The sequence below is a fragment of the Polaromonas sp. YR568 genome, assembly GCF_943369675.1.
In the GTDB taxonomy this organism is placed as follows: domain Bacteria; phylum Pseudomonadota; class Gammaproteobacteria; order Burkholderiales; family Burkholderiaceae_C; genus Polaromonas.
Genome location: NZ_CALROB020000016.1, coordinates 83870 through 105979 on the forward strand (window position 1 = coordinate 83870; position 22110 = coordinate 105979).

Genomic DNA, 22110 nt, shown 5'->3' on the forward strand with positions numbered 1-22110 from the left:
TGCGCTGCCCCCCCCGAGGGGGCCGCTGCGCCTGCGGTCTGGCAAAGCCAGTCCCGCGGCCCCTGCTAGTGAAGAATGTCCAGCGCTTCTCGTTGGCTCTGCCGGAGGGGGCGGTCGCTAGTTCAGCTCTTCAAGCTTCACGCTGGGCTCGGCCATCACACGCACTGTGCTTTGCAAGCCGCGCACGATCTGGTTGGCGAAGAAGCTGCTCTGGGTGTCGGGTTCCAGCGCCGCGATCACGAGATTGGCCATGGGCTGGTTGAGGGGCACGTAGTAGCTGCCGCGCGGCACGTCGACCACGCCGCGCGCCAGGCTGACCTGCACCTTGATGATGGCGTTGCCGTCGGCGATCGCGCCGCGCACGTCCTGGCGCTCGCCTGAGGTGCTGGCGGTTTCGCGGTAGCTGTCGCCCAGCATGGAGCCCTGCTCGGCCACACGCAGCACCTGCACGCCGTGCAGGCGCAACCGGTCGACGGCCGTGGTGGAAGCCGCCGACAGCCAATAGCCGCAAGGGCGGGCCCGCGCCTTCAGGGTGCGCAGCGCGAGCGCGGAATCCCAGTCCACGCTGATGGTTTTGTCCGCGCCGGTGGCCGGGTCCAGCATCACCAGGTCGTACTGGGCGCCGGTGGGGCCGGCTTCGATGACGGCTTGTTCCTTGCAGGCCTGAGCGCTGACTTCCTTGTCGAGGTAGGGGCGCAGCTGGTGCAGTTCGTTGGCGCGCTGGGCTGTGCTGGCCAGCACGCTGGTGATGGCCGTGACCTGGGTATGCACGCGTCGCTGGATGTGCAGCCGGCCTATGCCGACGCCGCGCGTTTCAATCAGCAGGCTGACGGCGTTTTTCAGGCCGTTCACGTTGCGGCCGGTGTCCGGCTGCGTGCCGCCCATGGAGACTTTTTTGTCGGCCAGGTCGCTGGAGGTGGTGTAGTACCACTCGCTGCTGAGGTTCTGCCCCTTGAGCGCGGCCAGCAGCGGGCGTCGGTACCACTCTTCGGCGGCCTTGGTCAGGAACTCAGGCAGGTTGGCGGTGGTGGCGTACTGGAACAGCGCGTCGTACTTCTGCACCGTGCCGAATTTCTGCAGGTAGCGGCCGACCACGGTGTATTCATGGGCGTCGACCACCACGGTCGGGTTGTAGTCGCGCGCCAGCCGGGCCAGTGCCTGGGCTTCGGGTGTGTTGAGCAGCAGGTGGTCGCGGTTCATGTCCAGCCCGCCGGTGGTGGCGCGCTGGTCGCTGGCGGCGCCGTCGGGATTGCCGCGTGGAACGATCACCACGTTGATGCGTTCGAGCACCGGCTGCAGCAGACCCTGCGCGAGTTCGCGCGCGATTACCAGCAGTGCTTCGCTGCCGGCGGGCTCGTCGCCATGCTGCTGGCCGACCAGCAGCACGCTGGGCTTGCCGGCCGACTGCAGCACGGCCGCATCGGTGCCGCCGGCGCGCGTCAGCACCAGCGCCTCCAGCGTTTCGCCGCGCTGCGAACGGCCGAAGGGCAGCACGCTGGCCCGCACGCCAGGCGTGCGCGAAGCGGCCGCGGCCTGCTCGCGCAGCCAGGCCTGGATCTCGGCCTGGGTGGTGAAGCTGGTGCGGCCCGCTTGCAGGCCCGGGGTGTTGTACACCACGGAGGGCGCGGGGAAGCGGGCCGCGACGGCGGCGCTGTAAGGCGCGGTTTGTTCAGCCTGCGCTGCGGGCGAGGACGGTGAGGACGGCAGGGCGGCCGGAGGCACGGGCGTCACCTGCACGGTGGTTGGCGGAGCCACCGGTGTGGAGGGGCGTTGCACGGTGGGTGCGGGCGTCACCGTGGCGGGCGGCGTCCACGGCGGCAAGGGAACGGAGGTGCCGCAGGCGGCCAGCAAGGCCAGCGGCGCCAGCAAGGCAAGCGGCCGCGCGCGATACAGGCGCGCGGCGTTGGGCGGGGTTGTGGGGGTTCGCGGCATGGTGGTCGTCATGGGTTCTGCGCCTCGAGCATGGCCTGGTGCTATGGATGAGTTGCCATGTTACCGCCTTGCCGGCTCGCGGTATGTCTGCTTTTACCGACGCAAGGGCGCAAATAGGCCGCTTCGCGCATTCCTACATGACACCCCCGGCACGTCCCACACCGCAGCCGCCGGGCCGAATCTAAATTGAAGCCAGCGGTCGGGTTTCAGCCACCGCTTGTTGACAGAGCCCCACAAACCGATGACCAACCCCAAAGAGGAACCCCATGAGCAAAGCACCCGCCAAAAAACACGACGCCGTTGACCTGCTCGATGCCGACCACATTGCGGTCAAAAAGCTTTTCACAGCCTACAAAAAGCTGTGCGACAACAATGCGCCCGCCGAAGACAAGCGCGAAATCGCCGAGAAGATATGCCAGGAACTGACGGTGCACGCGCAGATTGAAGAAGAAATCTTCTACCCCCAGGTTCGCGAAGCCATCAACGACGACCCGCTGCTGGACGAAGCCGAGGTGGAGCACGGCACGGCCAAAGACCTGATCGCGCAGATTTCCGGCATGGACCCCGAAGACGACCTGTATGACGCCCGCGTGACGGTGCTGGGCGAATACATCGACCACCACGTCAAGGAAGAGCGCGAGGAAATGTTCCCCAAAGCCCGCAAGTCCGAGCTGGACCTGGTGGCCCTGGCCGACGAACTGAGCCAGCGAAAAATGGAACTGATGGAAGAGTACAAGACCGCCGAGGTCTGAGCGCACCCGCGCGGCGCCAGGCGGCAAGACCCCGCGTCACCGCCGGCGCCGCCCTTTCTGGGAAAATGGGGCATGTCTGTCCCGTTTTCCCCTGTCATTCCGTCCGGCCATCCCTGGCGCCTCAGCGTCGCCCCCATGATGGACTGGACCGACAGGCATTGCCGCCACTTTCACCGCCTGCTGTCGCGCCATGCCTTGCTGTACACCGAGATGGTGACGACGGGCGCGCTGATCCACGGCGACGTCGCGCGCCACCTGCGTTTCAACGCCGAAGAACACCCGGTGGCACTGCAGCTTGGCGGCAGCGAACCGGCTGACCTGGCGCGTTGCGCGCAACTCGGCGAGCAATGGGGCTACGACGAGATCAACCTCAATTGCGGCTGCCCCAGCGAGCGCGTGCAACGTGGGGCCTTTGGCGCCTGCCTGATGGCCGAGCCGCAACTGGTGGCCGGCTGCGTCAAGGCCATGGTCGACGTGGTGGACGTGCCGGTCACAGTCAAGCACCGCATCGGCATCGACAAGGGCGAGAGTTATGAGTTTGTGCGCGACTTCGTCGGCACGGTCAGCGAGGCCGGCTGCAAGGTGTTTATCGTGCATGCCCGCAATGCCTGGCTCAAGGGCCTTTCCCCCAAGGAAAACCGCGAGGTGCCGCCGCTGCGTTATGAGCTTGTGCATCGCCTCAAGAAGGAATTCCCGCAGCTGGTGATCTGTATCAACGGCGGCATCAACACGCAGGAAGAAGTGGCCGGGCACCTGGCCGCGCTGGACGGCGTGATGATTGGCCGCGAGGCTTATCACAACCCCTGGTGGCTGGCCTCGTGGGACAGCGCCTTCTTCGGCGCTGCGGAGGCCGAAACCCCGCTGACCCGTGAAGCGGTGGAGGCGCAGATGTGCGACTACATGGTGCGCGAAGCCGCCGAGCACGGCACACCCAAAAGCGCCATCGCGCGCCACATGCTGGGCTTGCGCAACGGACTGCCCGGTGCGCGGCGCTGGCGCCAGGTCTGGAGTGACCACCGCCTGCGCGACATGGCGCCGCATGCGGTGATGGCGCTGGCGCATGAAATGCCGGCCTCTTCATCTGCGCTTGCCGACTCTCCCGCAACGGCCGATGCCTGATTCCGCGCAGAAGCAGGCGCGCCAGGCGCTGGCCCTGCTGTGGCTGGTGCCGGCGCTCTGGACGGTCAACTACATCGTGGCGCGCAAGGCGCCTGGCGTGATCGGCCCTTATATGCTGGCCTTTGGGCGCTGGGGCCTGGCGGCCCTGTTCCTGCTGGTGCTGACGCGCTCCGAGCTGTGGCGCCAGCGCGCCGACATCGCCAAGGTCTGGTGGCAGTACCTGGTGTTGGGCACCTTGGGCATGGTGATCTGCGGCGCCTGGGTTTACCAGGGCGCGCGCTCCACGGGGGCGATGAACATCGCGCTGATTTACGCCGCATCGCCGGTGTTGATAGGCCTGGGCGCGGTGATCTGGCTCGGCGAGCGCTTTGGCCCGCGCCAGGGGCTGGGCGTGGCGCTGGCGATTGCCGGTGTAGTGCACGTGGTGGTCAAAGGCCAGTGGACGGCGCTGGCCGGCGTGCAGTTTTCGGCGGGCGATTTGTGGATCGTGGCGGCCACCGTGTCCTGGGCGGCCTATGCCTTGCTGCAAAAGCAGTGGCCTAGCCCGCTGGGCGCCACGGCCCGGCTGGCGGCCATCTGTATTGGCGGCACGCTGGTGTTGATGCCTCTGACCGTATGGGAAATGTCGCAAGCCGATGCCTTGCCGCTGAGCGGCTACGGCTTGCTGCTGATCGTGGTGGCGGCGATTGTGCCGGGGCTGGGCGCCTACTGGATTTACGGCTGGGCGCAAAAAATCCTCGGGGCCAGCCGCGTCGCGGTGTCGCTTTACCTGGGGCCGCTCTATGCGGGGCTGGCCGCCTGGGGTGTGCTGGGCGAGCCGCTGGGCTTGCACCACGCGGTCGGCGCCTTGCTGATCCTTCCCGGTGTATTCCTGGTGACGGGCAGGCGCCCCTAAGCCCGTAACCGTCAGGCCGCCGCTTCCAGCCCGTTCATGAAATGCTCGCGCATGCGCTGCGCGGTGGCGTCGGCATCGCGCGCGGCCAGCGCCTGCATGATGGCGCGGTGCTCGGCCAAGGATTCTTCGATGCGGCCGCTTTTGAGCAGAGAGTTGTGGCGGTTCAGTTTCATCACCTTGCGCAGGTCGGCCACCATCTGGTCGCGCCAGCGGTTGTTGGCGATTTCCAGCAGTCGCATGTGAAAGGCCTCGTTGATCTCAAAGAAGCGTTCGCGGCTGCCCGCGGCTTTTTCAAGTTCATCGTGCAGGTTTTGCAGTTCCTTGAGTTGCTGCGGCGTCGCCTGCGCGGCCACCACGCCGGCCGCATCGCTCTCGAGCAACGCCAGCAGGTGGTACACGTCCGCCAGGTCGCGCTCCGACACCTCGGTCACGTAAGCGCCGCGCCGCACCTTCATCGTGACCAGGCCTTCGGTGGCCAGCACTTTCAGGGCTTCGCGCAGGGGCGTGCGGCTGATGCCGTATTCCTCGGCGAGCTTGAGTTCGTCTATCCAGCTGCCCGGCGTCAGTTCGCGGCTGAAAATGCGCTGGCGCAAAAGCTCGGCGACTTCTTCATAAAGCGCTCGGGGGGTCAGGGACACGGCGGCCATGGACATAGGGGTGTTTTTGGAATGGGCAAAACGTCAAATGGCGCTGCTGCCTGTCAGCGCTGAAGGGGATCTTACTCGAAACTGAATTTTGTATCAATAATTATAAATGATGTAAACTTGGCCGGATCATGAATTCCATCTACCAGGGTGCCGGCGCGTATCGCCAGCCCGGGCAGATCCTGTTACGGTAAACATCCCATGTCCAAGCGCCCTCCTGAACCTGAATTTCCCGCCGCCAGCCTGGAAGCCTGGGCCAAAGCGGCAGCCAAATCGGCGCCCGGCGGCGATGTGGGTGCGCTGAACTGGCAGACCCCGGACGGCATCAGCGTCAAGCCGCTCTACACCGCCGAAGACACCAAGGACCTGGCCTATACCAACACGTTGCCGGGATTTGAGCCTTTCATCCGCGGCCCCCAAGCCACCATGTATGCGGTGCGCCCGTGGACCATCCGCCAGTACGCCGGTTTTTCCACGGCCGAAGAATCGAATGCCTTCTACCGCAAGGCGCTGGCCGCCGGCGGGCAGGGCGTGTCGGTGGCGTTTGACCTGGCCACGCACCGCGGCTACGACAGCGACCATCCGCGCGTGACCGGCGACGTGGGCAAGGCTGGCGTGGCGATTGACTCGGTCGAGGACATGAAAATCCTGTTCGACCAGATCCCGCTGGACAAGGTCAGCGTCTCCATGACCATGAACGGCGCGGTGCTGCCGGTGCTGGCAGGCTATGTGGTGGCGGCCGAAGAGCAGGGCGTCGCCCAGGACAAATTGAGCGGAACCATCCAGAACGACATCCTCAAGGAGTTCATGGTCCGCAACACCTATATCTTCCCGCCCCAGCCCAGCATACGCATCATTGGCGACATCATTGAATACACGGCGCAGAACATGCCCAAGTTCAATTCGATCTCGATCTCTGGGTATCACATGCAGGAAGCCGGCGCCAACCAGGCGCTGGAGCTGGCCTTCACGTTGGCCGACGGGAAAGAGTACGTGAAGACTGCGCTGGGCAAGGGCCTGGACGTGGACGAGTTCGCCGGGCGCCTGAGTTTCTTCTGGGCCATAGGCATGAACTTCTACCTCGAAGTCGCCAAGATGCGCGCCGCCCGCCTGCTGTGGTGCCGCATCATGAAGGGCTTCAATGCCAAGAGCCCCAAGAGCCTGATGCTGCGCACGCACTGCCAGACCAGCGGCTGGAGCCTGACTGAGCAGGACCCCTACAACAACGTGGTGCGCACCACCATAGAGGCCATGGCCGCGGTCTTCGGCGGCACGCAAAGCCTGCACACCAATTCGTTTGACGAGGCGATTGCCCTGCCCACCGAATTCAGCGCGCGCATCGCCCGCAACACCCAGCTCATCATCCAGGAAGAAACCCACATTCCCCATGTGATAGACCCCTGGGCCGGCAGCTACATGATGGAAAAGCTCACCCAGGACATGGCCGACGCCGCCTGGGCCATCATCGAGGAAGTCGAAGCCATGGGCGGCATGACCAAGGCCGTCGACAGCGGCTGGGCCAAACTCAAGATCGAAGCCGCCGCGGCCGAAAAGCAGGCACGCATCGACAGCGGCAAGGACGTCATCGTCGGCGTCAACAAATACAAGCTCAAGACCGAAGATGCGATTGAATCGCGCGACATCGACAACGTGGCCGTGCGCGACGGGCAGATCACCCGGCTCAAGGCCATCAAGGCCAAACGCGACAACGCCGCGGTGCAGGCCGCGCTGGACGCCTTGACGGCGGCCGCCGAAAACAACAGCGGCAACCTGCTGGACCTCAGCATCAAGGCCGTGCGCCTGCGCGCCACGGTGGGCGAGGTCAGCGATGCGCTCGAGAAAATCTACGGGCGCCACCGCGCCGATACACAAAAGGTGACCGGTGTGTACGCTGCCGCTTATGACTCGGCCGAAGGCTGGGAAACCCTCAAGTCCGAAATCAATGCCTTCGCCGAAGAGCAGGGCCGCCGCCCGCGCGTGATGATCTCCAAGCTGGGCCAGGACGGCCACGACCGCGGCGCCAAGGTGGTGGCCACGGCCTTCGCCGACCTGGGCTTCGACGTGGACATGGGCCCGCTGTTCCAGACGCCTGAAGAGTGCGCGCGCCAGGCGATTGAAAACGACGTGCATGCGGTGGGAGTCTCCACGCTGGCGGCAGGCCACAAGACGCTGGTGCCGGCCATCATCGCCGAACTCAAGAAGCAGGGCGCCGACGACATCATTGTGTTTGTCGGTGGCGTGATTCCGCGGCAGGACTACGAGATGTTGTACGAAGCCGGCGTGAAGGGCATTTACGGCCCGGGCACGCCGATTCCGGCGAGTGCGAAGGATGTGCTGGAACAGATTCGGGCTGCGTTGAAGTGATTTTTGGTGTGTTTCTGAGGCTCAGTTCGATCATGCTGCTTGCCGGTGCGCTCAATGCATATGCAAACCCGCCGGAAGAGTGGATCAGGACAAGCAAAGCCGATCCAGCATTGATTTGTAGCGAATTACAGTCCTCATTTCCTAAAAGATTGAGCGAGGCTGTCGCTTTGGGCAAGGTGAAAAGTCAAACTGTCGAGCCTGCTGGGGAGTATTGCGAACCAGAAAATTCCTGCGAGATAAGGACGCTCGATTTTTCGGGGTTGAACGCCAGGTTGCTGGTAACGAAGAAGTCGCAGGACATCAGCGTTCTGACCTTCAAGGTGAATGAACCCCATTGGCATTTTTTCAGGCAGGTTCAAATTGGCGAGACGCTTTCATCCGCGAGCTGGAAATTCGGAGTGACGATCAGTTCCGCAATGCCCTCCCCGATAAAACTGCTGGGGGAATGTGCCGGTCTGCTGCTGGAGCACAGAAATGGGCGGGTCACCAGTGTTGATGTTGACTGCCAGGCCTGCCGGTAAAGCAATGAGTACCCTGACCGCCCTGCTAAACGGCGATGCGATGGCCCAGCGCCGCGCCATCGCCAAAGCCATCACCCTGCTCGAATCCACCCGCGCCGACCACCGCGCCCAGGGCGACGAGTTGCTGACGGCCCTGCTGCCGCACACCGGCAAGGCCTTCCGCCTGGGCATCAGCGGCGTTCCCGGCGTCGGCAAGTCCACCTTTATCGAGGTGCTGGGCCTGCACCTGATCGCGCAGGGCCACCGCGTCGCGGTGCTCACCATCGATCCGTCTTCCACCGTCTCGGGCGGCTCCATCCTGGGCGACAAGACCCGCATGGAAAAGCTCTCGGTGCATGAGCGTGCCTACATACGACCCAGCCCTTCCAGCGGCAACCTGGGCGGCGTGGCCGAAAAAACGCGCGAGGCCATGCTGGTCTGTGAAGCCGCCGGCTACGACGTGGTCATCGTCGAAACCGTGGGCGTGGGCCAGAGCGAAACCGCCGTCGCCAACATGACCGACATGTTTGTGCTGATGCAACTGCCCAATGCCGGCGACGACCTGCAGGCCATCAAAAAGGGCGTGATGGAGCTGGCCGACCTCGTCATCATCAACAAGGCCGACATCGATGCCGACGCGGCCATGCGGGCTGAAGCGCAGATCACCTCCGCCATGCGCCTGTTCGGCCTGGTCAACAACGCCATGGACAGCACGCAGGCGGCCAGCTATGACAAGAACTGGCACCCGCAAGTCATCCAGCTCAGCGCCTTGCACAACAAGGGCGTGGACGTGTTCTGGAAAGCCGTGACGCAGTTCAAGACTTTGCAAACGGCCAACGGCCGGCTGGCCGCCCGGCGCCAGCAGCAGTCGCTGTCATGGATGTGGGAGCGCATAGACGCGGGCCTCAAGCAGGCCTTCCGCCGTGACCCGTCGGTAAGCGCCTTGCTGCCCACACTGGTGGCCGAGGTGGCCGATGGCCGCATGCCGGCTTCCACCGCGGCAAGAAGCCTGTTGGCGTCCCAATCAGGGCGGCCGCAAGACGCCAATCCGTAAATACCCAACCACCAGAACGCACAGAGCACAAAGAAGAGAAAGCAAGCCATGCAAGAAATCCTTGAACAACTCGAAAAGAAACGCGCCGCGGCCCGCCTGGGCGGCGGGAAAAAGCGCATAGACGCGCAGCACGGCAAAGGCAAGCTGACGGCGCGCGAGCGGCTGGAACTGCTGCTGGACGAAGGCACGTTTGAAGAATGGGACATGTTCGTCGAGCACCGCTGCACCGACTTCGGCATGGAGAACAACAAGGTGCCCGGCGACGGCGTGGTCACCGGCTACGGCATGATCAACGGCCGCCTGGTGTTTGTCTTCAGCCAGGACTTCACGGTCTTCGGCGGCGCCTTGAGCGAAGCCCATGCCGAGAAAATCTGCAAGGTGATGGACCAGGCCATGAAGGTCGGCGCGCCCGTCATCGGCCTCAACGATTCGGGCGGCGCCCGTATCCAGGAGGGCGTGGCGTCGCTGGGCGGCTATGCCGACGTGTTCCAGCGCAACGTGATGGCCTCGGGCGTGGTGCCGCAGATCAGCATGGTCATGGGCCCCTGCGCCGGCGGCGCGGTGTATTCGCCGGCCATGACCGACTTCATCTTCATGGTCAAGGATTCGAGCTATATGTTCGTCACCGGCCCCGAGGTGGTGAAAACCGTGACGCACGAGGAAGTGACGGCCGAGGAACTGGGCGGTGCCACCACGCACACCACACGCAGCGGTGTGGCCGACCTGGCCTTTGAGAACGACGTTGAGGCATTGCTGATGCTGCGCCGTCTCTACAACTACCTGCCGCTGAACAACCGCGAGAAAGCGCCGATCCGCCCCAGCGCCGACCCGGCCGGCCGCATGGACCTGAGCCTGGACACCCTGGTGCCCGAGAACCCGAACAAACCGTATGACATGAAGGAACTTATCGTCAAGACGGTGGACGACGGCGACTTCTTCGAAATCCAGCCCGAGTACGCAAAGAACATCATCATCGGCTTTGCCCGCATGGAAGGGCAGACGGTAGGCATCGTCGCCAACCAGCCGTTGGTACTCGCCGGCTGCCTGGACATCAAGAGCTCCATCAAGGCCGCGCGTTTTGTGCGCTTTTGCGATGCCTTCAACATCCCGGTGATCACCTTTGTCGACGTGCCCGGCTTCATGCCAGGCACCAGCCAGGAATACGGCGGCATCATCAAGCACGGCGCCAAGCTGCTGTATGCGTACGCCGAATGCACCGTGCCGAAAATCACGGTGATCACGCGCAAGGCCTATGGCGGCGCTTACGACGTGATGAGTTCCAAACATTTGCGCGGCGACGTCAACTTTGCCTGGCCCAACGCCGAGATCGCCGTGATGGGCGCCAAAGGTGCGGTGGAAATCATCTTCCGCGAAGACAAGGGTGACCCCGAAAAACTGGCTGCCAGGGAAGCCGAATACAAGGCCCGCTTCGCCAACCCCTTTGTGGCCGGCGCGCGCGGTTTTATCGACGACGTGATCCTGCCTCACGAAACGCGCAAGCGCATCTGCCGTTCGCTGGTGATGCTGCGGGACAAGAAGATTGAGAATCCTTGGCGCAAGCACGGGAATATTCCGCTGTGATCGGCAGGAGCACGACAACCATGTTCACCAAAATACTTATTGCAAACCGCGGCGAAATCGCTTGCCGCGTGATCCTCACCGCCCGCAAGATGGGCATCCAAACCGTCGCCGTGTATTCCGACGCCGACAAGGATGCACGCCACGTCGAGCTTGCCGACGAAGCCGTCAACATAGGCCCGGCGCCCAGCCGTGACAGTTACCTGCAGGCCGACAAGATCATCGCGGCCTGCAAGCAGACGGGTGCACAAGCGGTTCACCCGGGCTATGGCTTCCTGAGCGAGAACGCGGGTTTTGCCAAGCGCGTGGAAGAAGAAGGCATCATCTTCATAGGCCCCAAGCATTATTCGATTGCCGCCATGGGCGACAAGATCGAATCGAAGAAGCTGGCCGGTGCGGCCGGGGTCAACTGCATTCCCGGCGTCAACGATGCGATTGAAACGGCCGAAAAAGCGGTGGAGATTGCCAAGGGCATTGGCTACCCCGTGATGATCAAAGCCAGCGCAGGCGGCGGCGGCAAGGGCTTGCGGGTTGCCTTCAATGACAAGGAAGCCTTTGAAGGCTTTACCTCTTGCCGCAACGAGGCGCGCAACAGCTTTGGCGACGACCGGGTTTTTATCGAGAAGTTTGTCGAGGAACCTCGCCACATCGAGATCCAGCTGATCGGCGACAGCCAGGGCAATGTGCTGTATCTCAATGAGCGCGAATGCTCCATCCAGCGGCGCCACCAGAAGGTGATCGAAGAGGCGCCATCGCCCTTTATCAGCGACGCGACACGCAAGGCCATGGGCGAGCAGGCGGTGGCGCTGGCCAAGGCCGTGAAATACCAGAGCGCCGGCACGGTGGAGTTTGTGGTCGGCAAGGACCAGAGTTTTTATTTCCTTGAGATGAATACCCGGCTTCAGGTGGAGCACCCGGTGACGGAATGCATCACCGGGCTGGACCTGGTGGAGTTGATGATCCGTGTCGCGGCCGGCGAGAAGCTGCCGATCGCACAAAAAGACGTGCAGCGCAATGGCTGGGCCATCGAGTGCCGCATCAACGCCGAAGACCCGTTTCGCAGCTTCCTGCCTTCGACGGGCCGGCTGGTGCGTTTCCAGCCGCCCAAGGAAACCATGTTCGCGTCCGATACCTCGCAGCTGTACGGCGTGCGCGTGGACACCGGCGTGCAGGACGGCGGCGAGATCCCGATGTTTTACGACTCGATGATCGCCAAGCTCATCGTGCACGGCAAGGACCGCAAGGAGGCCATCGCCAAGATGCGCGAGGCGCTCAACGGGTTTGTGATCCGCGGCATCTCCAGCAACATCCCCTTCCAGGCGGCCCTGCTGGCGCACCCGAAGTTTGTGGCGGGCGATTTCAACACCGGCTTCATTGCCGAGAACTACGGCAAAGGCTTTCACGCCGAGGACGTGCCGCATGAAGACCCGTCATTCCTGCTGGCGCTGGCCGCTTACGTCAACCGCCGCATGCTGGGCCGCGCGGCCGGCATCAGCGGGCAACTGCCAGGCCATGGCGTGACGGTGGGCGAAGAGTTCGTCGTGGTCGGGCTGGGCGCAGCGGGGGCCAACACGCCGCACCCGGTGACGGTGCGCCACTACCAGGCGCAGACCGGATCCGGCACGGTGGAGGTGGGCGCGCGGAGTTATGAAATCTGCAGCAACTGGCACCTGGGCGGTGCGCGCATACGCGGCACGGCCAACGGCCAGGCTTTTATGGCGCAGGTGGAGCGCGGCGTGGGCAGCAACCCGCTGGCCATCCGCATTGCCCACAACGGCACACGGCTGGACGCGCTGGTGCTGACGCCGCGCGCGGCGCAGCTGCATGCCTTGATGCCTTACAAGGCGCCGCCCGACATGAGCCGCTATGTGCTGTCGCCCATGCCCGGCCTGCTGGTGGACGTGGCGGTGCAGGTGGGCCAGAAGGTGCAGGCCGGCGAGCGCGTGGCGGTGATTGAAGCCATGAAGATGGAGAACGTGCTGTTCGCGGTCGCCGACGGTGTAGTCGGCAAGGTGCTGGCGGCCAAGGGTGAATCGCTGAGCGTGGATCAGCCCATCGTGGAGTTCCAGGCATGAGCACCAGCCGTCCTTTCAAGGTATTGGGTATCCAGCAGATCGCCATAGGCGCCACCAGCAAGGACCGTTTGCGCACCCTGTGGGTGGACATGCTGGGCCTGGAAGTCACCGGCAACTTCGTCAGCGAGCGCGAGAATGTGGACGAAGACATCTGCGCCATCGGCAGCGGCCCGTTCAAGGTCGAGGTCGATTTGATGCAGCCGCTGGACGTGGACAAAAAACCCGCAGTGCACACCACGCCGCTCAATCACGTGGGCCTGTGGATAGACGACCTGCCCAAGGCCGTGGAATGGCTGACGGTCCAGGGCGTGCGTTTTGCGCCCGGCGGCATCCGCAAGGGCGCGGCGGGTTTTGACATCTGCTTTTTACACCCCAAGGCCAGTGAGGAGTTTCCGGTGTCGGGCGAGGGTGTGCTGATCGAGATGGTGCAGGCGCCGCCTGAAGTCATCAAGGCGTTTTCGGCCCTCGGGTAAACGCGGGTAAGCGGGGCTTGGCTCCCTTTGATGAGGGGCCGCTTCAGCCCCCTCATCCGCCAATTGGCCGTGGCGCAATTCTTCACAATGGTTTCAAGAGAAGCGCACCCTGCGTTTCCACTGGAAGAAACCCATTTGATGAATCCCGGCAAGCTGTTGAATCCCGGCGTCCGGCTGCTCTGTCGCCTGCAGCTGGGGGGAAAGCTCGCATGGCTTGCGGCCCTGGCGGCGCTGCCGCCTGTGCTGGTCGTGCTGCAGCTGACCCTGTCCGTCAAACCTGCCGAGGGCCTCGCTGCGCTGGCGGCGGCGTGCGGCCTGATCCTCGCGGTGCTGGTTTATTTTCTGCTCGCCCTTCGCTGTGTTCTGGCCGACGGCATGGCCCAACTGGCCATCGCCACGGGCAAGATGGTGGCCGGTGATTTGCGCCAGGGTCCGGCAGGCGGCGGTGCGGACGAGCTGGGCCGCCTGCTGGTATCCACGGCGGCGCTCAGCCACACCTTGTCGGGCATGGTGGCCAATGTGCGCAGCAACGCCGCCTTTGTGGCGCACTCGGGCCAGAGCATGGCCAGGGGAAACCGCGAGCTGTCGGACCGTACCGAGCAGCAGGCCGCCAACCTGGAGCAGACGGCCGCCAGCGTGGAGCAGCTGTCTTCCACCGTCCAGGACAACGCGGGCAGGGCCGGCCAGGCCAACGTGCAGGCCGCCCAGGTGCGGGACCTGGCCGAGACCGGCGCGGCGGCCATGACGGAAGCCGTCGCGTCCGTGGAAGCCATTCACGGCGGCGCCAAACGCATGGGCGAGATCGTCGGCGTGATCGACGGCCTGGCATTCCAGACCAATATCCTGGCGCTCAATGCGGCGGTGGAGGCGGCCCGCGCGGGTGAGTCCGGCCGGGGTTTCGCGGTGGTGGCGGCTGAGGTGCGATCGCTGGCCAAGCGCTCGGCGGAGTCAGCCAAAGAGATTCGCCAGCTGATCGCCGAGTCTTCCCGCCAGGTGGAGGCGAGCGTGCAGACCATACGCACCGCGGGCAGCAGCATCACGCGCATCGTGTCCGGCATCCGCGATGTGGCGGCGAATATGGCGCAGATTTCGAAGTCCAGCACCGAGCAAAGCGCCAGCCTCGGTGAAATCACGATGGCGGTGCGGCAGCTGGACAAAATCACCCAGCACAATGCGCAGATGGTGGAGCGCGCCGTGGCGCAGGCCGCCCAGCTTGAAGGGCGGGCCGGCACGCTGGTGCGGTCGGTGGCCGGTTTCAGGCTGCAGCAGGGATCGGCGGAAGAAGCGTGCGCCATGGTGGCGCGCGCGATTGCGCATGGCCGCAACATCCCCAGGGATGCCTTTCTACGCGACCTGACCAACCCCGCCAAGGGCTTTCATGACCGCGACATGTACGTCTTTGCGCTGGACTGCCGGGGCACCTACCTGGCCTTCGGCGGCAACCCGGCCAAGCTGGGCACACGCGTTCAGGACATCCCCGGCATTGACGGCCAGGGCCTGCTGGACGCCATAGTTGCGCAGGCCGGTGAAGAGCCGGGCTGGGTCGAATACGACATCACCAACCCGGCGACGGGCAAAGTCCAGACCAAGATGTCTTTCGTGCAGCAGGCCGGCGATATCTTCGTGGGCTGCGGCGTCTACAAAAACATCGTGTCAGCCTGAGGCTGCGGGGCCGCGCTTGGCGCGCGCGCGTTCGAGTGCGGCTTCGATCACGGCGCGCTTGCGTTCGGCGGCGTCGTTGTCGGTTTGCGGGGCCGCAGCGGGAAGGGTGGGCTGGTGTTGCGCTTGAGGCGGTTGCGCGCTTTCGCTTGCGGGAGGATTTGCGGCGCCCTCTCCCGGATAGCGGAGTACGTGAAATTCATAGCGGGTGCGTGCGGTGTCGGCTTCCTGCGGCGACCACGCATCCCAGCCGGTTCGCTCGCCGGTGATGTTCTCCAGGCTGATGCAGTCGACGGGGCACACCGGGATGCACAACTCGCAACCCGTGCACCAGGGCTCTATCACGGTGTGCATCATCTTGTTGCTGCCCATGATGGCGTCCGTCGGGCAGGCTTTGAGACACAGCGTGCAGCCTATGCACCAGTTCTCGTCGATGACGGCCAGGGCGCGCGGGCCTTCCGTGCCGTTGGCAGGGTTCAGGGGCAGGGCGGGCAGGCCGGTGATGGCCGAGAGGCGCTGCACGCCTTCAGCGCCGCCGGGCGGGCACTGGTTGATGGCGGCTTCGCCAGAGGCCATGGCCTCAGCATAGGCCGCGCAGTCGGGATAGCCGCAGCGCGTGCACTGGGTTTGGGGCAGGGCGGCGTTGAGGCGCGCGGCCAGGCTGGTATGGGAGTGAGACGTCACCCGCCTATTGTCCTACCGCAGGCCGCGCCAAATAAGGCACGGCCGCACCTTATTTGGCGCGTGCGGTCTTCTTGGCGGCTGCCGTTTTGCGGGCCGGCTTGGCAACGGCCTTGGGCGTTTTTGCGGCGGCGCGGGCCGCAGGCTTTGCGGGAGCGGCCTTGCTTTGCTCAAGGATGAAGGCCTTGACGGACGGGTAAACGATGTCGCGCCAGCGGCGGCCGCTGAAGATGCCGTAGTGGCCCGCGCCCTTGGCTTCCAGGTGTTTTTTGCGGCCGGCCGGCACGCCGCTGCACATGGCCAGGGCCGCCTCGGTCTGCCCTGCGCCGGAGATGTCGTCGAGTTCGCCTTCGACCGTCATCACGGCCGTGGTCTTGATGTCCTGGGGCCGCACGCGCTCCAGTTCGCCGTCCACGTTCTTGACGTCCCAGGTGCCGTTGACCAGCTTGAATTCCTGGAACACGGTCTTGATGGTTTCGAGGTAGTAGTCGGCGTCCATGTCGAGCACGGCGTTGTACTCGTCGTAGAACTTGCGGTGTGCCTCGGCGCTGGCGTCGTCGCCCTTGAGCAGGTCCTTGAAGTAGTCGTAATGGCTGTTGGCGTGGCGGTCGGGGTTCATGGCCACGAAGCCGGTGTGCTGCAAAAAGCCGGGGTAGACGCGGCGGCCGGCTCCCGGAAAGTTGCTGGGCACGCGGTAGATCACATTGTTCTCAAACCACTCGTAGCTCTTGTTCATGGCCAGGTTGTTGACGGCCGTGGGTGATTTGCGCGCGTCGATGGGACCGCCCATCATGACCATGGACAGCGGGGTGGTTTCGCCGCGCGAGGCCATCAGCGAAATGGCGCCGAACACCGGCACGGTGGGCTGGCAGACACTGATGACGTGGCAGTTGCCGTAAATGCCCTGGAGGTGGCGGATGAATTCCTGCACGTAGTTGACGTAGTCGTCCAGGTGGAAGGCGCCGTCGGACAGCGGCACGGTGCGCGCATTCTTCCAGTCGGTGATGTAGACCTTGTGATCCTTGAGCATGGTCTTGACGGTGTCGCGCAGCAAGGTGGCGTAGTGGCCCGACAGCGGCGCCACGATCAAGACAGCCGGCTGGCCCTTGAGCTTGGCCAGCGTCGCGGTGTCGTCCGAAAAGCGCTTGAAGCGGCGCAGTTCGCAAAAGGGCTTGTCGATTTCCACCCGTTCGTGGATGGCGATGCTGGTGCCGTCGACGTCCACCGTCTGGATGTCGAAGGCTGGTTTTTCGTAATCCTTGCCCAGCCGGTAGATCAGGCTGTAGCCCGCCGCGACGCGCTGGGCGAAGGGGTTTTGGCCGAGGGGCGACAGGGGGTTGCCGTAGAGTTTGGCGGCGGCCTGTGCGAAGTCGACAAAGGGCTCCATCAAGGTGCGCTGGGTTTCATAGACTTGGTACAGCATCGGGGGTCAACCTTGGTTATGTCGTTATGAGGTAAATCGTAGTATGTTGCAGTGCAATATAACAGGCGTAAGGCTGCACTGTTTTGAGGACAACCACCAATTCCGGGCGCTTTTCACGGCTTTGGTGCCAAATCGCCACAGTGGGGCGGGGCTTGTTTGGCGATAAACCGCCGCCACCTGCGGAATTGAACGAACACTTACCATTCTGCCCACAGTCGGCGGTTTTTGCCGGCACTGCGGCAGCAGCCCTGAACAGGAAAAAACAAGATGCTCCCCACGATTGACGCCTCCGCGCTGGACCAACTGGCCGCCCTGAAGAAATCCGACAGGATGCCGGTGCTGTTTGTGGGCCACGGCAGTCCCATGAATGCCATTGGCGACAACGAATACCGGCGCAGCTGGCAGGCGCTGGGCGCCGAACTTGGCTCGAAATACCCGAGGCCGCAGCTGATCCTGTGCATCTCCGCGCATTGGCTGACCGAAGGCTGGTGGCTGACCGCCATGGACAAACCCAAAACCATCCACGACTTCGGCGGTTTTCCGCAGGAGCTGTTCGACCAGCAGTACCCCGCGCCCGGCGACCCGGCCGCCGCGCGGGCTATCAGCCAACTGGTGCGGCAGCGTGCCTCGGCGCCGCTGGGGCTGGACGAAGGTGAATGGGGCTTGGACCACGGCACCTGGTCGGTGCTCAAGCCCATGTTCCCGGATGCGGAGATTCCCGTCCTCCAGCTCAGCATGGACTACGGCCGCGCGCCCGAGGACCACTATGCGCTGGCAAAACAACTCAAGGCCCTGCGCGACCGCGGCGTGTTGATTGTGGCCAGCGGAAACATCGTGCACAACCTGCGCCAGATGCAGCGCGGCGCGTCGGGCAGCCAAGCCTACGACTGGGCGCTGGAATTCGACCAGATCACGGGCGGCTACCTGCAACAGGGCAACCTCGATGCGCTGCAGAATTTCCAGAAGCTGGGCCAGGTCGCCAAAATGGCGCACCCGACCTACGAGCACTACCTGCCCTTGCTGTATGCGGCCGGCGCCGTCGATGCGAAGGAGCCCATGCGCTTTTTCAACACCAGCTTCCAGGCTGGGTCGATTTCGATGCGCTCGGTGGTGTGGGGCTAGGCGTTCACGCGCAGATTTGCAGCCAGGTCCAGCGCTCCTGGTAGGCCTTTGCCTTTTTCTCAAACAGCGGCAGGTGGTGGCACAGCGGGTTCGGGCTGAGCCTGCCTTTGTACAGATCATCCACACCGTTGGGCGCATAAAGCTCCACGTCTGAGCCGCCCGCTTTCAGTCCCACGCAGGTGCAGCGGACCAGGAAGCGGTCGATTCCCTCGCGGGAACTGCGCAGGGCGGGGTAGGGGAAACCGAAGAAGTCCTCGTACCAGGTGTGGACCCTGGCCTGGTTTTTTGCTTCAACTGTGATGCCGTGGCCGGCAAAACAGGACTGGGCCCGCTCGTTGACGTGGGCTTCAGTCGCCTCCGAGAGATCGGTGGGGTCGAAATAGAACAGGTCGTAGTCTTTGATATGGGCCTCGGGCGGCTGGCCCGAGCGCACATTCCAGACGGTCTGAAAAAGGCAACCCGCAACCAGCCACGCATCCGGCAGGCCCAGGGCGGGCAGCTGCGCCAGGATGCGCTGGTTGTGGCGGTTTTTCAGGGCGTCCCGGATGAAGCCATCCGGGCTTGGGGCCTCAAAAGGCGTCAGGGGAATCAGACGACCTTGGCAATCGACGCACAGACGTAGTCGATGTTTTTGCTGTTCAGCGCGGCCACGCACATGCGGCCGGTGTCGGTGCCGTAGACGCCGAACTCATTGCGCAGGCGCACCATCTGGTCCTTGTTGAGGCCGGAATAGCTGAACATGCCGATTTGGGCGGTGATGAAACTCATGTCCTGCTTGACGCCGGCGGCCTTAAGGCCGTCCACGAGCTTCTGGCGCATGGCCTTGATGCGCACACGCATCTCGCCCAGTTCCTGCTCCCACTGGGTGCGCAGCGCTGGCGTGTTGAGCACCATGGCCACCACCATGCCGCCGTGGATCTGCGGGTTGCTGTAATTCGTGCGGATGACCAGCTTGAGCTGCGACAGTACGCGGTCGGCCTCTTCCTTGGACTCGCAGAGCACTGAGAGGGCACCCACGCGTTCGCCATAGAGGCTGAAGCTCTTGGAGAACGAGGTCGAGACGAAGAAGTTCAAGCCGGCCGCCACAAACTTGCCGATGATGGCGCCGTCTTCGGCGATGCCGTGGCCAAAGCCCTGGTAAGCCATGTCGAGGAAAGGCGTCAGCTTGCGCGCCTTGACGGCGGCGATGACCTGGTCCCACTGGGCTGCGGTGATGTCGTAACCGGTCGGGTTGTGGCAGCAGGCGTGCAGCACGATGATGGTGCCTTCGGCTGCCGCATTCAGGGCGGCGAGCATGCCGTCGAAGTTGACACCGCGCTTGGCTGCATCGTAGTAAGGGTAGCTTTCAACGACAAAACCGGCCTGGCTGAAAAGCGCGCGGTGGTTTTCCCAGCTCGGGTCGGAAATCAGCACCTTGGCGTTGGGGCTGAGCTTTTTGAGGAAGTCGGCGCCTACCTTGAGGCCGCCGGTGCCGCCTATGCCTTGCACGGTGGCGACGCGGCCGCTCTTGACGGGTTCGCTGTCGGCGCCGAAGACCAGGCCCTTGACGGCCGCGTCGTAGGCGGCGATGCCGTCGATCGGCAGGTAGCCGCGGGCCTTGGGGTCGGCCATCATCTGCTTTTCAGCCGCCTGCACGCACTGCAGCAGGGGGAGTTTGCCGTTGTCGTCGTAGTACACGCCTACGCCCAGGTTGACCTTGGCGGGGTTGGTATCGGCATTGAACTGCTCGTTAAGGCCCAGGATGGGGTCACGCGGGGCCATTTCGACAGCGGTAAACAAAGACATGAAATATCCTCAGAAAAAGTGAAAAAAGGCGAAAGCGGTGTGTTGAATTCAGAGGCTCCATTCAGGTCACAAGTTGACCGGAAAAAGCGCTACAAGAGGTATCAAAAGTTCATTACGGGGCGATTGGGGATTGCAATTCCCATTTTCGGCCGAATGTCGTATTCTGCTTGGTTGCCCTGAATTTTAACGGGGCTTGATCGAGGTTTTATGCCAGAAGCAATAGAAGTCATAACCGAGGTGGTGGATCCGGCCCCCAGCGAGGGCCAGTTCGTCCGTTTTCCGGATTCCCCATTTGAGTTGTTCCAGCCTTATCCGCCGGCGGGCGACCAGCCGAAGGCGATTGACCTGCTGGTGGAAGGCGTCAACGACGGCGAGGTGTTCCAGACCCTGCTGGGCGTGACCGGCTCCGGCAAGACCTTCACCATGGCCAATGTGATCGCCCGCCTGGGGCGCCCGGCGATCGTGTTCGCGCCCAACAAGACGCTGGCGGCACAGCTGTACAGCGAGTTCCGCGAGTTTTTCCCGAAGAATGCGGTGGAGTATTTCGTCAGCTATTACGACTACTACCAGCCCGAGGCCTATGTGCCGCAGCGCGACCTGTTCATCGAAAAAGACTCGGCGATCAACGAGCACATCGAGCAGATGCGGCTGTCGGCCACCAAGAGCGTGCTGGAGCGGCGCGACACCATCATCGTCGGCACGGTCAGCGCGATTTACGGCATAGGCGCGCCCGAGGATTACACGCAGATGCGTTTCATCGCGCGCATAGGCGACAAGATGGGCCAGCGCGACGTGATCGCGCGCCTGATCCGCATGCAGTACACGCGCAATGAGCAGGACTTCGCCCGCGGCACTTTCCGGGTGCGCGGCGACGTGATCGACGTCTTCCCGGCCGAGCATTCCGAACTGGCCATACGCATCGAACTGTTCGACGACGAGATCGAGTCGCTGCAACTGTTCGACCCGCTCACGGGCCGCATCCGCCAGAAAATCCCGCGCTTTGTGGTCTACCCCAAGAGCCACTACGTCACGCCGCGCGACAAGGTCATGACGGCCGTGGAGACCATCAAGCTGGAGCTGTCCGAACGCGTGGCCCAGTTCGTCGCCGACGGCAAGCTGGTGGAAGCCCAGCGCATCGAGCAGCGCACCCGCTTCGACCTGGAAATGCTCAGCGAAATCGGCCATTGCAAGGGTATTGAGAACTACACGCGCCACCTGAGCGGTTCGCCGCCCGGCTCGCCGCCTTCGACGCTGTGCGACTACCTGCCCAAGGACGCGGTGATGTTCCTGGACGAGAGCCACGTCATGATCGGCCAGCTCAACGCCATGTACAACGGCGACCGCGCGCGCAAGACCACGCTGGTGGAGTACGGCTTCCGCCTGCCCAGCGCGCTGGACAACCGGCCGCTGAAGTTCGAGGAGTTCGAAGCCAAGATGCGGCAGGCAATTTTTGTGTCGGCCACGCCGGCCGCCTACGAAAAAGAGCATTCCGGCCAGGTGGTCGAGCAGGTCGTCAGGCCCACCGGCCTGGTGGATCCGCAGGTGGAAGTGCGGCCGGCCACGCACCAGGTCGACGACGTGCTGCAGGAAATCCGCATCCGGGTCGAGAAGAACGAGCGGGTGCTGATCACCACGCTGACCAAGCGCATGGCCGAGCAACTGACCGATTACCTGAGCGACAACGGCGTCAAGGTGCGCTACCTGCACAGCGACGTCGATACGGTCGAGCGCGTGGAAATCCTGCGCGACCTGCGGCTGGGCGCTTTTGACGTGTTGGTGGGCATCAACCTGCTGCGCGAGGGCCTGGACATCCCCGAGGTGTCGCTGGTGGCCATCCTGGACGCCGACAAGGAGGGCTTTTTGCGCGCCGAGCGCAGCCTGATCCAGACAATTGGCCGGGCGGCACGCAACCTGAACGGCCGCGCAATCCTCTATGCCGACCGCATCACCGATTCCATGAAAAAAGCCATGGACGAAACCGAGCGGCGGCGCAACAAGCAGATCGCCTTCAACCTCGAGAACGGCATCACGCCGCGCAGCGTGGTCAAGCGCAT

General features: G+C 63.8%; 18 protein-coding genes. 12 read left to right on the forward strand and 6 right to left on the reverse strand.

Going from position 1 to position 22110, the window contains the following annotated elements; translation table 11 throughout:
• Positions 1-117 precede the first annotated feature (117 nt).
• Positions 118-1944, reverse strand: coding sequence for a M14 family zinc carboxypeptidase (locus tag ACLV8F_RS10930; RefSeq protein ID WP_411884246.1), 1827 nt, complete (start codon positions 1942-1944; stop codon positions 118-120).
• A 254-nt stretch (positions 1945-2198) separates the two neighbouring features.
• Here ACLV8F_RS10930 and ACLV8F_RS10935 point away from each other — a divergent pair, with 254 nt between their 5' ends.
• The 3 genes from ACLV8F_RS10935 to ACLV8F_RS10945 all read left to right on the forward strand — a co-directional run bounded on the left by ACLV8F_RS10935 (position 2199) and on the right by ACLV8F_RS10945 (position 4698).
• Entirely contained in the window at positions 2199-2684 is a 486-nt protein-coding gene (locus ACLV8F_RS10935) for a hemerythrin domain-containing protein (protein ID WP_411884247.1), read from the forward strand.
• Positions 2685-2756: 72 nt separating this feature from the next.
• The gene (gene dusA, locus ACLV8F_RS10940) at positions 2757-3803 is read left to right on the forward strand and encodes a tRNA dihydrouridine(20/20a) synthase DusA (protein WP_411884248.1); all 1047 of its coding nucleotides are present in this window, start codon (positions 2757-2759) and stop codon (positions 3801-3803) included.
• Positions 3796-4698 (forward strand): DMT family transporter, encoded by a 903-nt coding sequence (locus tag ACLV8F_RS10945; RefSeq protein ID WP_411884249.1) that lies wholly within the window; start codon positions 3796-3798, stop codon positions 4696-4698. The genes dusA and ACLV8F_RS10945 overlap by 8 nt, the downstream gene beginning before the upstream one ends.
• An 11-nt stretch (positions 4699-4709) precedes the next feature.
• On the opposite strand, the gene ACLV8F_RS10950 is transcribed toward ACLV8F_RS10945, so the two are convergent.
• A complete protein-coding gene (locus ACLV8F_RS10950; RefSeq protein ID WP_411884265.1) occupies positions 4710-5345 on the reverse strand; it encodes a GntR family transcriptional regulator in 636 nt (211 codons plus the stop codon).
• A 198-nt stretch (positions 5346-5543) separates the two neighbouring features.
• Here ACLV8F_RS10950 and scpA point away from each other — a divergent pair, with 198 nt between their 5' ends.
• The 7 genes from scpA (at position 5544) to ACLV8F_RS10985 (ending at position 15048) form a co-directional block, all read left to right on the forward strand.
• On the forward strand, positions 5544-7706 hold the full coding sequence (gene scpA, locus ACLV8F_RS10955) for a methylmalonyl-CoA mutase (protein WP_411884250.1): 2163 nt from the start codon (positions 5544-5546) through the stop codon (positions 7704-7706).
• Positions 7707-7738: 32 nt separating this feature from the next.
• Complete coding sequence (locus ACLV8F_RS10960; protein ID WP_411884251.1) at positions 7739-8227, forward strand: hypothetical protein; 489 nt, start codon at positions 7739-7741, stop codon at positions 8225-8227.
• A gap of 4 nt (positions 8228-8231) precedes the next feature.
• Positions 8232-9260, forward strand: coding sequence for a methylmalonyl Co-A mutase-associated GTPase MeaB (gene meaB, locus ACLV8F_RS10965; RefSeq protein ID WP_411884252.1), 1029 nt, complete (start codon positions 8232-8234; stop codon positions 9258-9260).
• Between the two features lie 48 nt (positions 9261-9308).
• Positions 9309-10841, forward strand: a complete 1533-nt coding sequence (locus ACLV8F_RS10970) for an acyl-CoA carboxylase subunit beta (RefSeq protein ID WP_411884253.1) — start codon at positions 9309-9311, stop codon at positions 10839-10841.
• Positions 10842-10861: 20 nt separating this feature from the next.
• Positions 10862-12913 carry an acetyl-CoA carboxylase biotin carboxylase subunit gene (locus ACLV8F_RS10975; RefSeq protein WP_411884254.1) on the forward strand — a complete coding sequence of 684 codons (2052 nt, stop codon included), beginning with the start codon at positions 10862-10864 and terminating at the stop codon, positions 12911-12913.
• The gene (locus ACLV8F_RS10980; protein WP_411884255.1) at positions 12910-13386 is read left to right on the forward strand and encodes a VOC family protein; all 477 of its coding nucleotides are present in this window, start codon (positions 12910-12912) and stop codon (positions 13384-13386) included. Before ACLV8F_RS10975 ends, ACLV8F_RS10980 begins: the two co-directional genes overlap by 4 nt.
• 138 nt (positions 13387-13524) lie before the next feature.
• On the forward strand, positions 13525-15048 hold the full coding sequence (locus ACLV8F_RS10985) for a methyl-accepting chemotaxis protein (protein WP_411884256.1): 1524 nt from the start codon (positions 13525-13527) through the stop codon (positions 15046-15048).
• On the opposite strand, the gene rsxB is transcribed toward ACLV8F_RS10985, so the two are convergent.
• Both rsxB and ACLV8F_RS10995 read right to left on the reverse strand, forming a co-directional pair.
• Complete coding sequence (gene rsxB, locus ACLV8F_RS10990) at positions 15040-15729, reverse strand: electron transport complex subunit RsxB (protein ID WP_411884257.1); 690 nt, start codon at positions 15727-15729, stop codon at positions 15040-15042. The genes ACLV8F_RS10985 and rsxB overlap by 9 nt on opposite strands.
• A gap of 49 nt (positions 15730-15778) precedes the next feature.
• The gene (locus ACLV8F_RS10995) at positions 15779-17149 is read right to left on the reverse strand and encodes a polyhydroxyalkanoate depolymerase (protein WP_411884258.1); all 1371 of its coding nucleotides are present in this window, start codon (positions 17147-17149) and stop codon (positions 15779-15781) included.
• Between the two features lie 267 nt (positions 17150-17416).
• Here ACLV8F_RS10995 and ygiD point away from each other — a divergent pair, with 267 nt between their 5' ends.
• Positions 17417-18271, forward strand: a complete 855-nt coding sequence (gene ygiD, locus ACLV8F_RS11000) for a 4,5-DOPA dioxygenase extradiol (protein ID WP_411884259.1) — start codon at positions 17417-17419, stop codon at positions 18269-18271.
• 4 nt (positions 18272-18275) lie between these two features.
• Here ygiD and ACLV8F_RS11005 read toward each other — a convergent pair whose 3' ends face one another.
• Complete coding sequence (locus ACLV8F_RS11005) at positions 18276-18854, reverse strand: nucleotidyltransferase family protein (protein WP_411884266.1); 579 nt, start codon at positions 18852-18854, stop codon at positions 18276-18278.
• 5 nt (positions 18855-18859) lie between these two features.
• Positions 18860-20056, reverse strand: coding sequence for an amino acid aminotransferase (locus ACLV8F_RS11010; RefSeq protein ID WP_411884260.1), 1197 nt, complete (start codon positions 20054-20056; stop codon positions 18860-18862).
• 207 nt (positions 20057-20263) lie between these two features.
• Here ACLV8F_RS11010 and uvrB point away from each other — a divergent pair.
• Positions 20264-22110, forward strand: a 1847-nt coding sequence (gene uvrB / locus ACLV8F_RS11015; RefSeq protein WP_411884261.1) for an excinuclease ABC subunit UvrB, incomplete at its 3' end; no start/stop codon positions are given.

What these genes read in the sequence shown, in the direction of transcription:
- ACLV8F_RS10930 (WP_411884246.1), bottom strand. Translation starts at nt 1,944, where the DNA reads ATGACGACCACCATGCCGCGAACCCCCACAACCCCGCCCAACGCCGCG.
- ACLV8F_RS10935 (WP_411884247.1), top strand. Translation starts at nt 2,199, where the DNA reads ATGAGCAAAGCACCCGCCAAAAAACACGACGCCGTTGACCTGCTCGAT.
- dusA (WP_411884248.1), top strand. Translation starts at nt 2,757, where the DNA reads ATGTCTGTCCCGTTTTCCCCTGTCATTCCGTCCGGCCATCCCTGGCGC.
- ACLV8F_RS10945 (WP_411884249.1), top strand. Translation starts at nt 3,796, where the DNA reads ATGCCTGATTCCGCGCAGAAGCAGGCGCGCCAGGCGCTGGCCCTGCTG.
- ACLV8F_RS10950 (WP_411884265.1), bottom strand. Translation starts at nt 5,345, where the DNA reads ATGGCCGCCGTGTCCCTGACCCCCCGAGCGCTTTATGAAGAAGTCGCC.
- scpA (WP_411884250.1), top strand. Translation starts at nt 5,544, where the DNA reads ATGTCCAAGCGCCCTCCTGAACCTGAATTTCCCGCCGCCAGCCTGGAA.
- ACLV8F_RS10960 (WP_411884251.1), top strand. Translation starts at nt 7,739, where the DNA reads ATGCTGCTTGCCGGTGCGCTCAATGCATATGCAAACCCGCCGGAAGAG.
- meaB (WP_411884252.1), top strand. Translation starts at nt 8,232, where the DNA reads ATGAGTACCCTGACCGCCCTGCTAAACGGCGATGCGATGGCCCAGCGC.
- ACLV8F_RS10970 (WP_411884253.1), top strand. Translation starts at nt 9,309, where the DNA reads ATGCAAGAAATCCTTGAACAACTCGAAAAGAAACGCGCCGCGGCCCGC.
- ACLV8F_RS10975 (WP_411884254.1), top strand. Translation starts at nt 10,862, where the DNA reads ATGTTCACCAAAATACTTATTGCAAACCGCGGCGAAATCGCTTGCCGC.
- ACLV8F_RS10980 (WP_411884255.1), top strand. Translation starts at nt 12,910, where the DNA reads ATGAGCACCAGCCGTCCTTTCAAGGTATTGGGTATCCAGCAGATCGCC.
- ACLV8F_RS10985 (WP_411884256.1), top strand. Translation starts at nt 13,525, where the DNA reads ATGAATCCCGGCAAGCTGTTGAATCCCGGCGTCCGGCTGCTCTGTCGC.
- ACLV8F_RS10995 (WP_411884258.1), bottom strand. Translation starts at nt 17,149, where the DNA reads ATGCTGTACCAAGTCTATGAAACCCAGCGCACCTTGATGGAGCCCTTT.
- ygiD (WP_411884259.1), top strand. Translation starts at nt 17,417, where the DNA reads ATGCTCCCCACGATTGACGCCTCCGCGCTGGACCAACTGGCCGCCCTG.
- ACLV8F_RS11010 (WP_411884260.1), bottom strand. Translation starts at nt 20,056, where the DNA reads ATGTCTTTGTTTACCGCTGTCGAAATGGCCCCGCGTGACCCCATCCTG.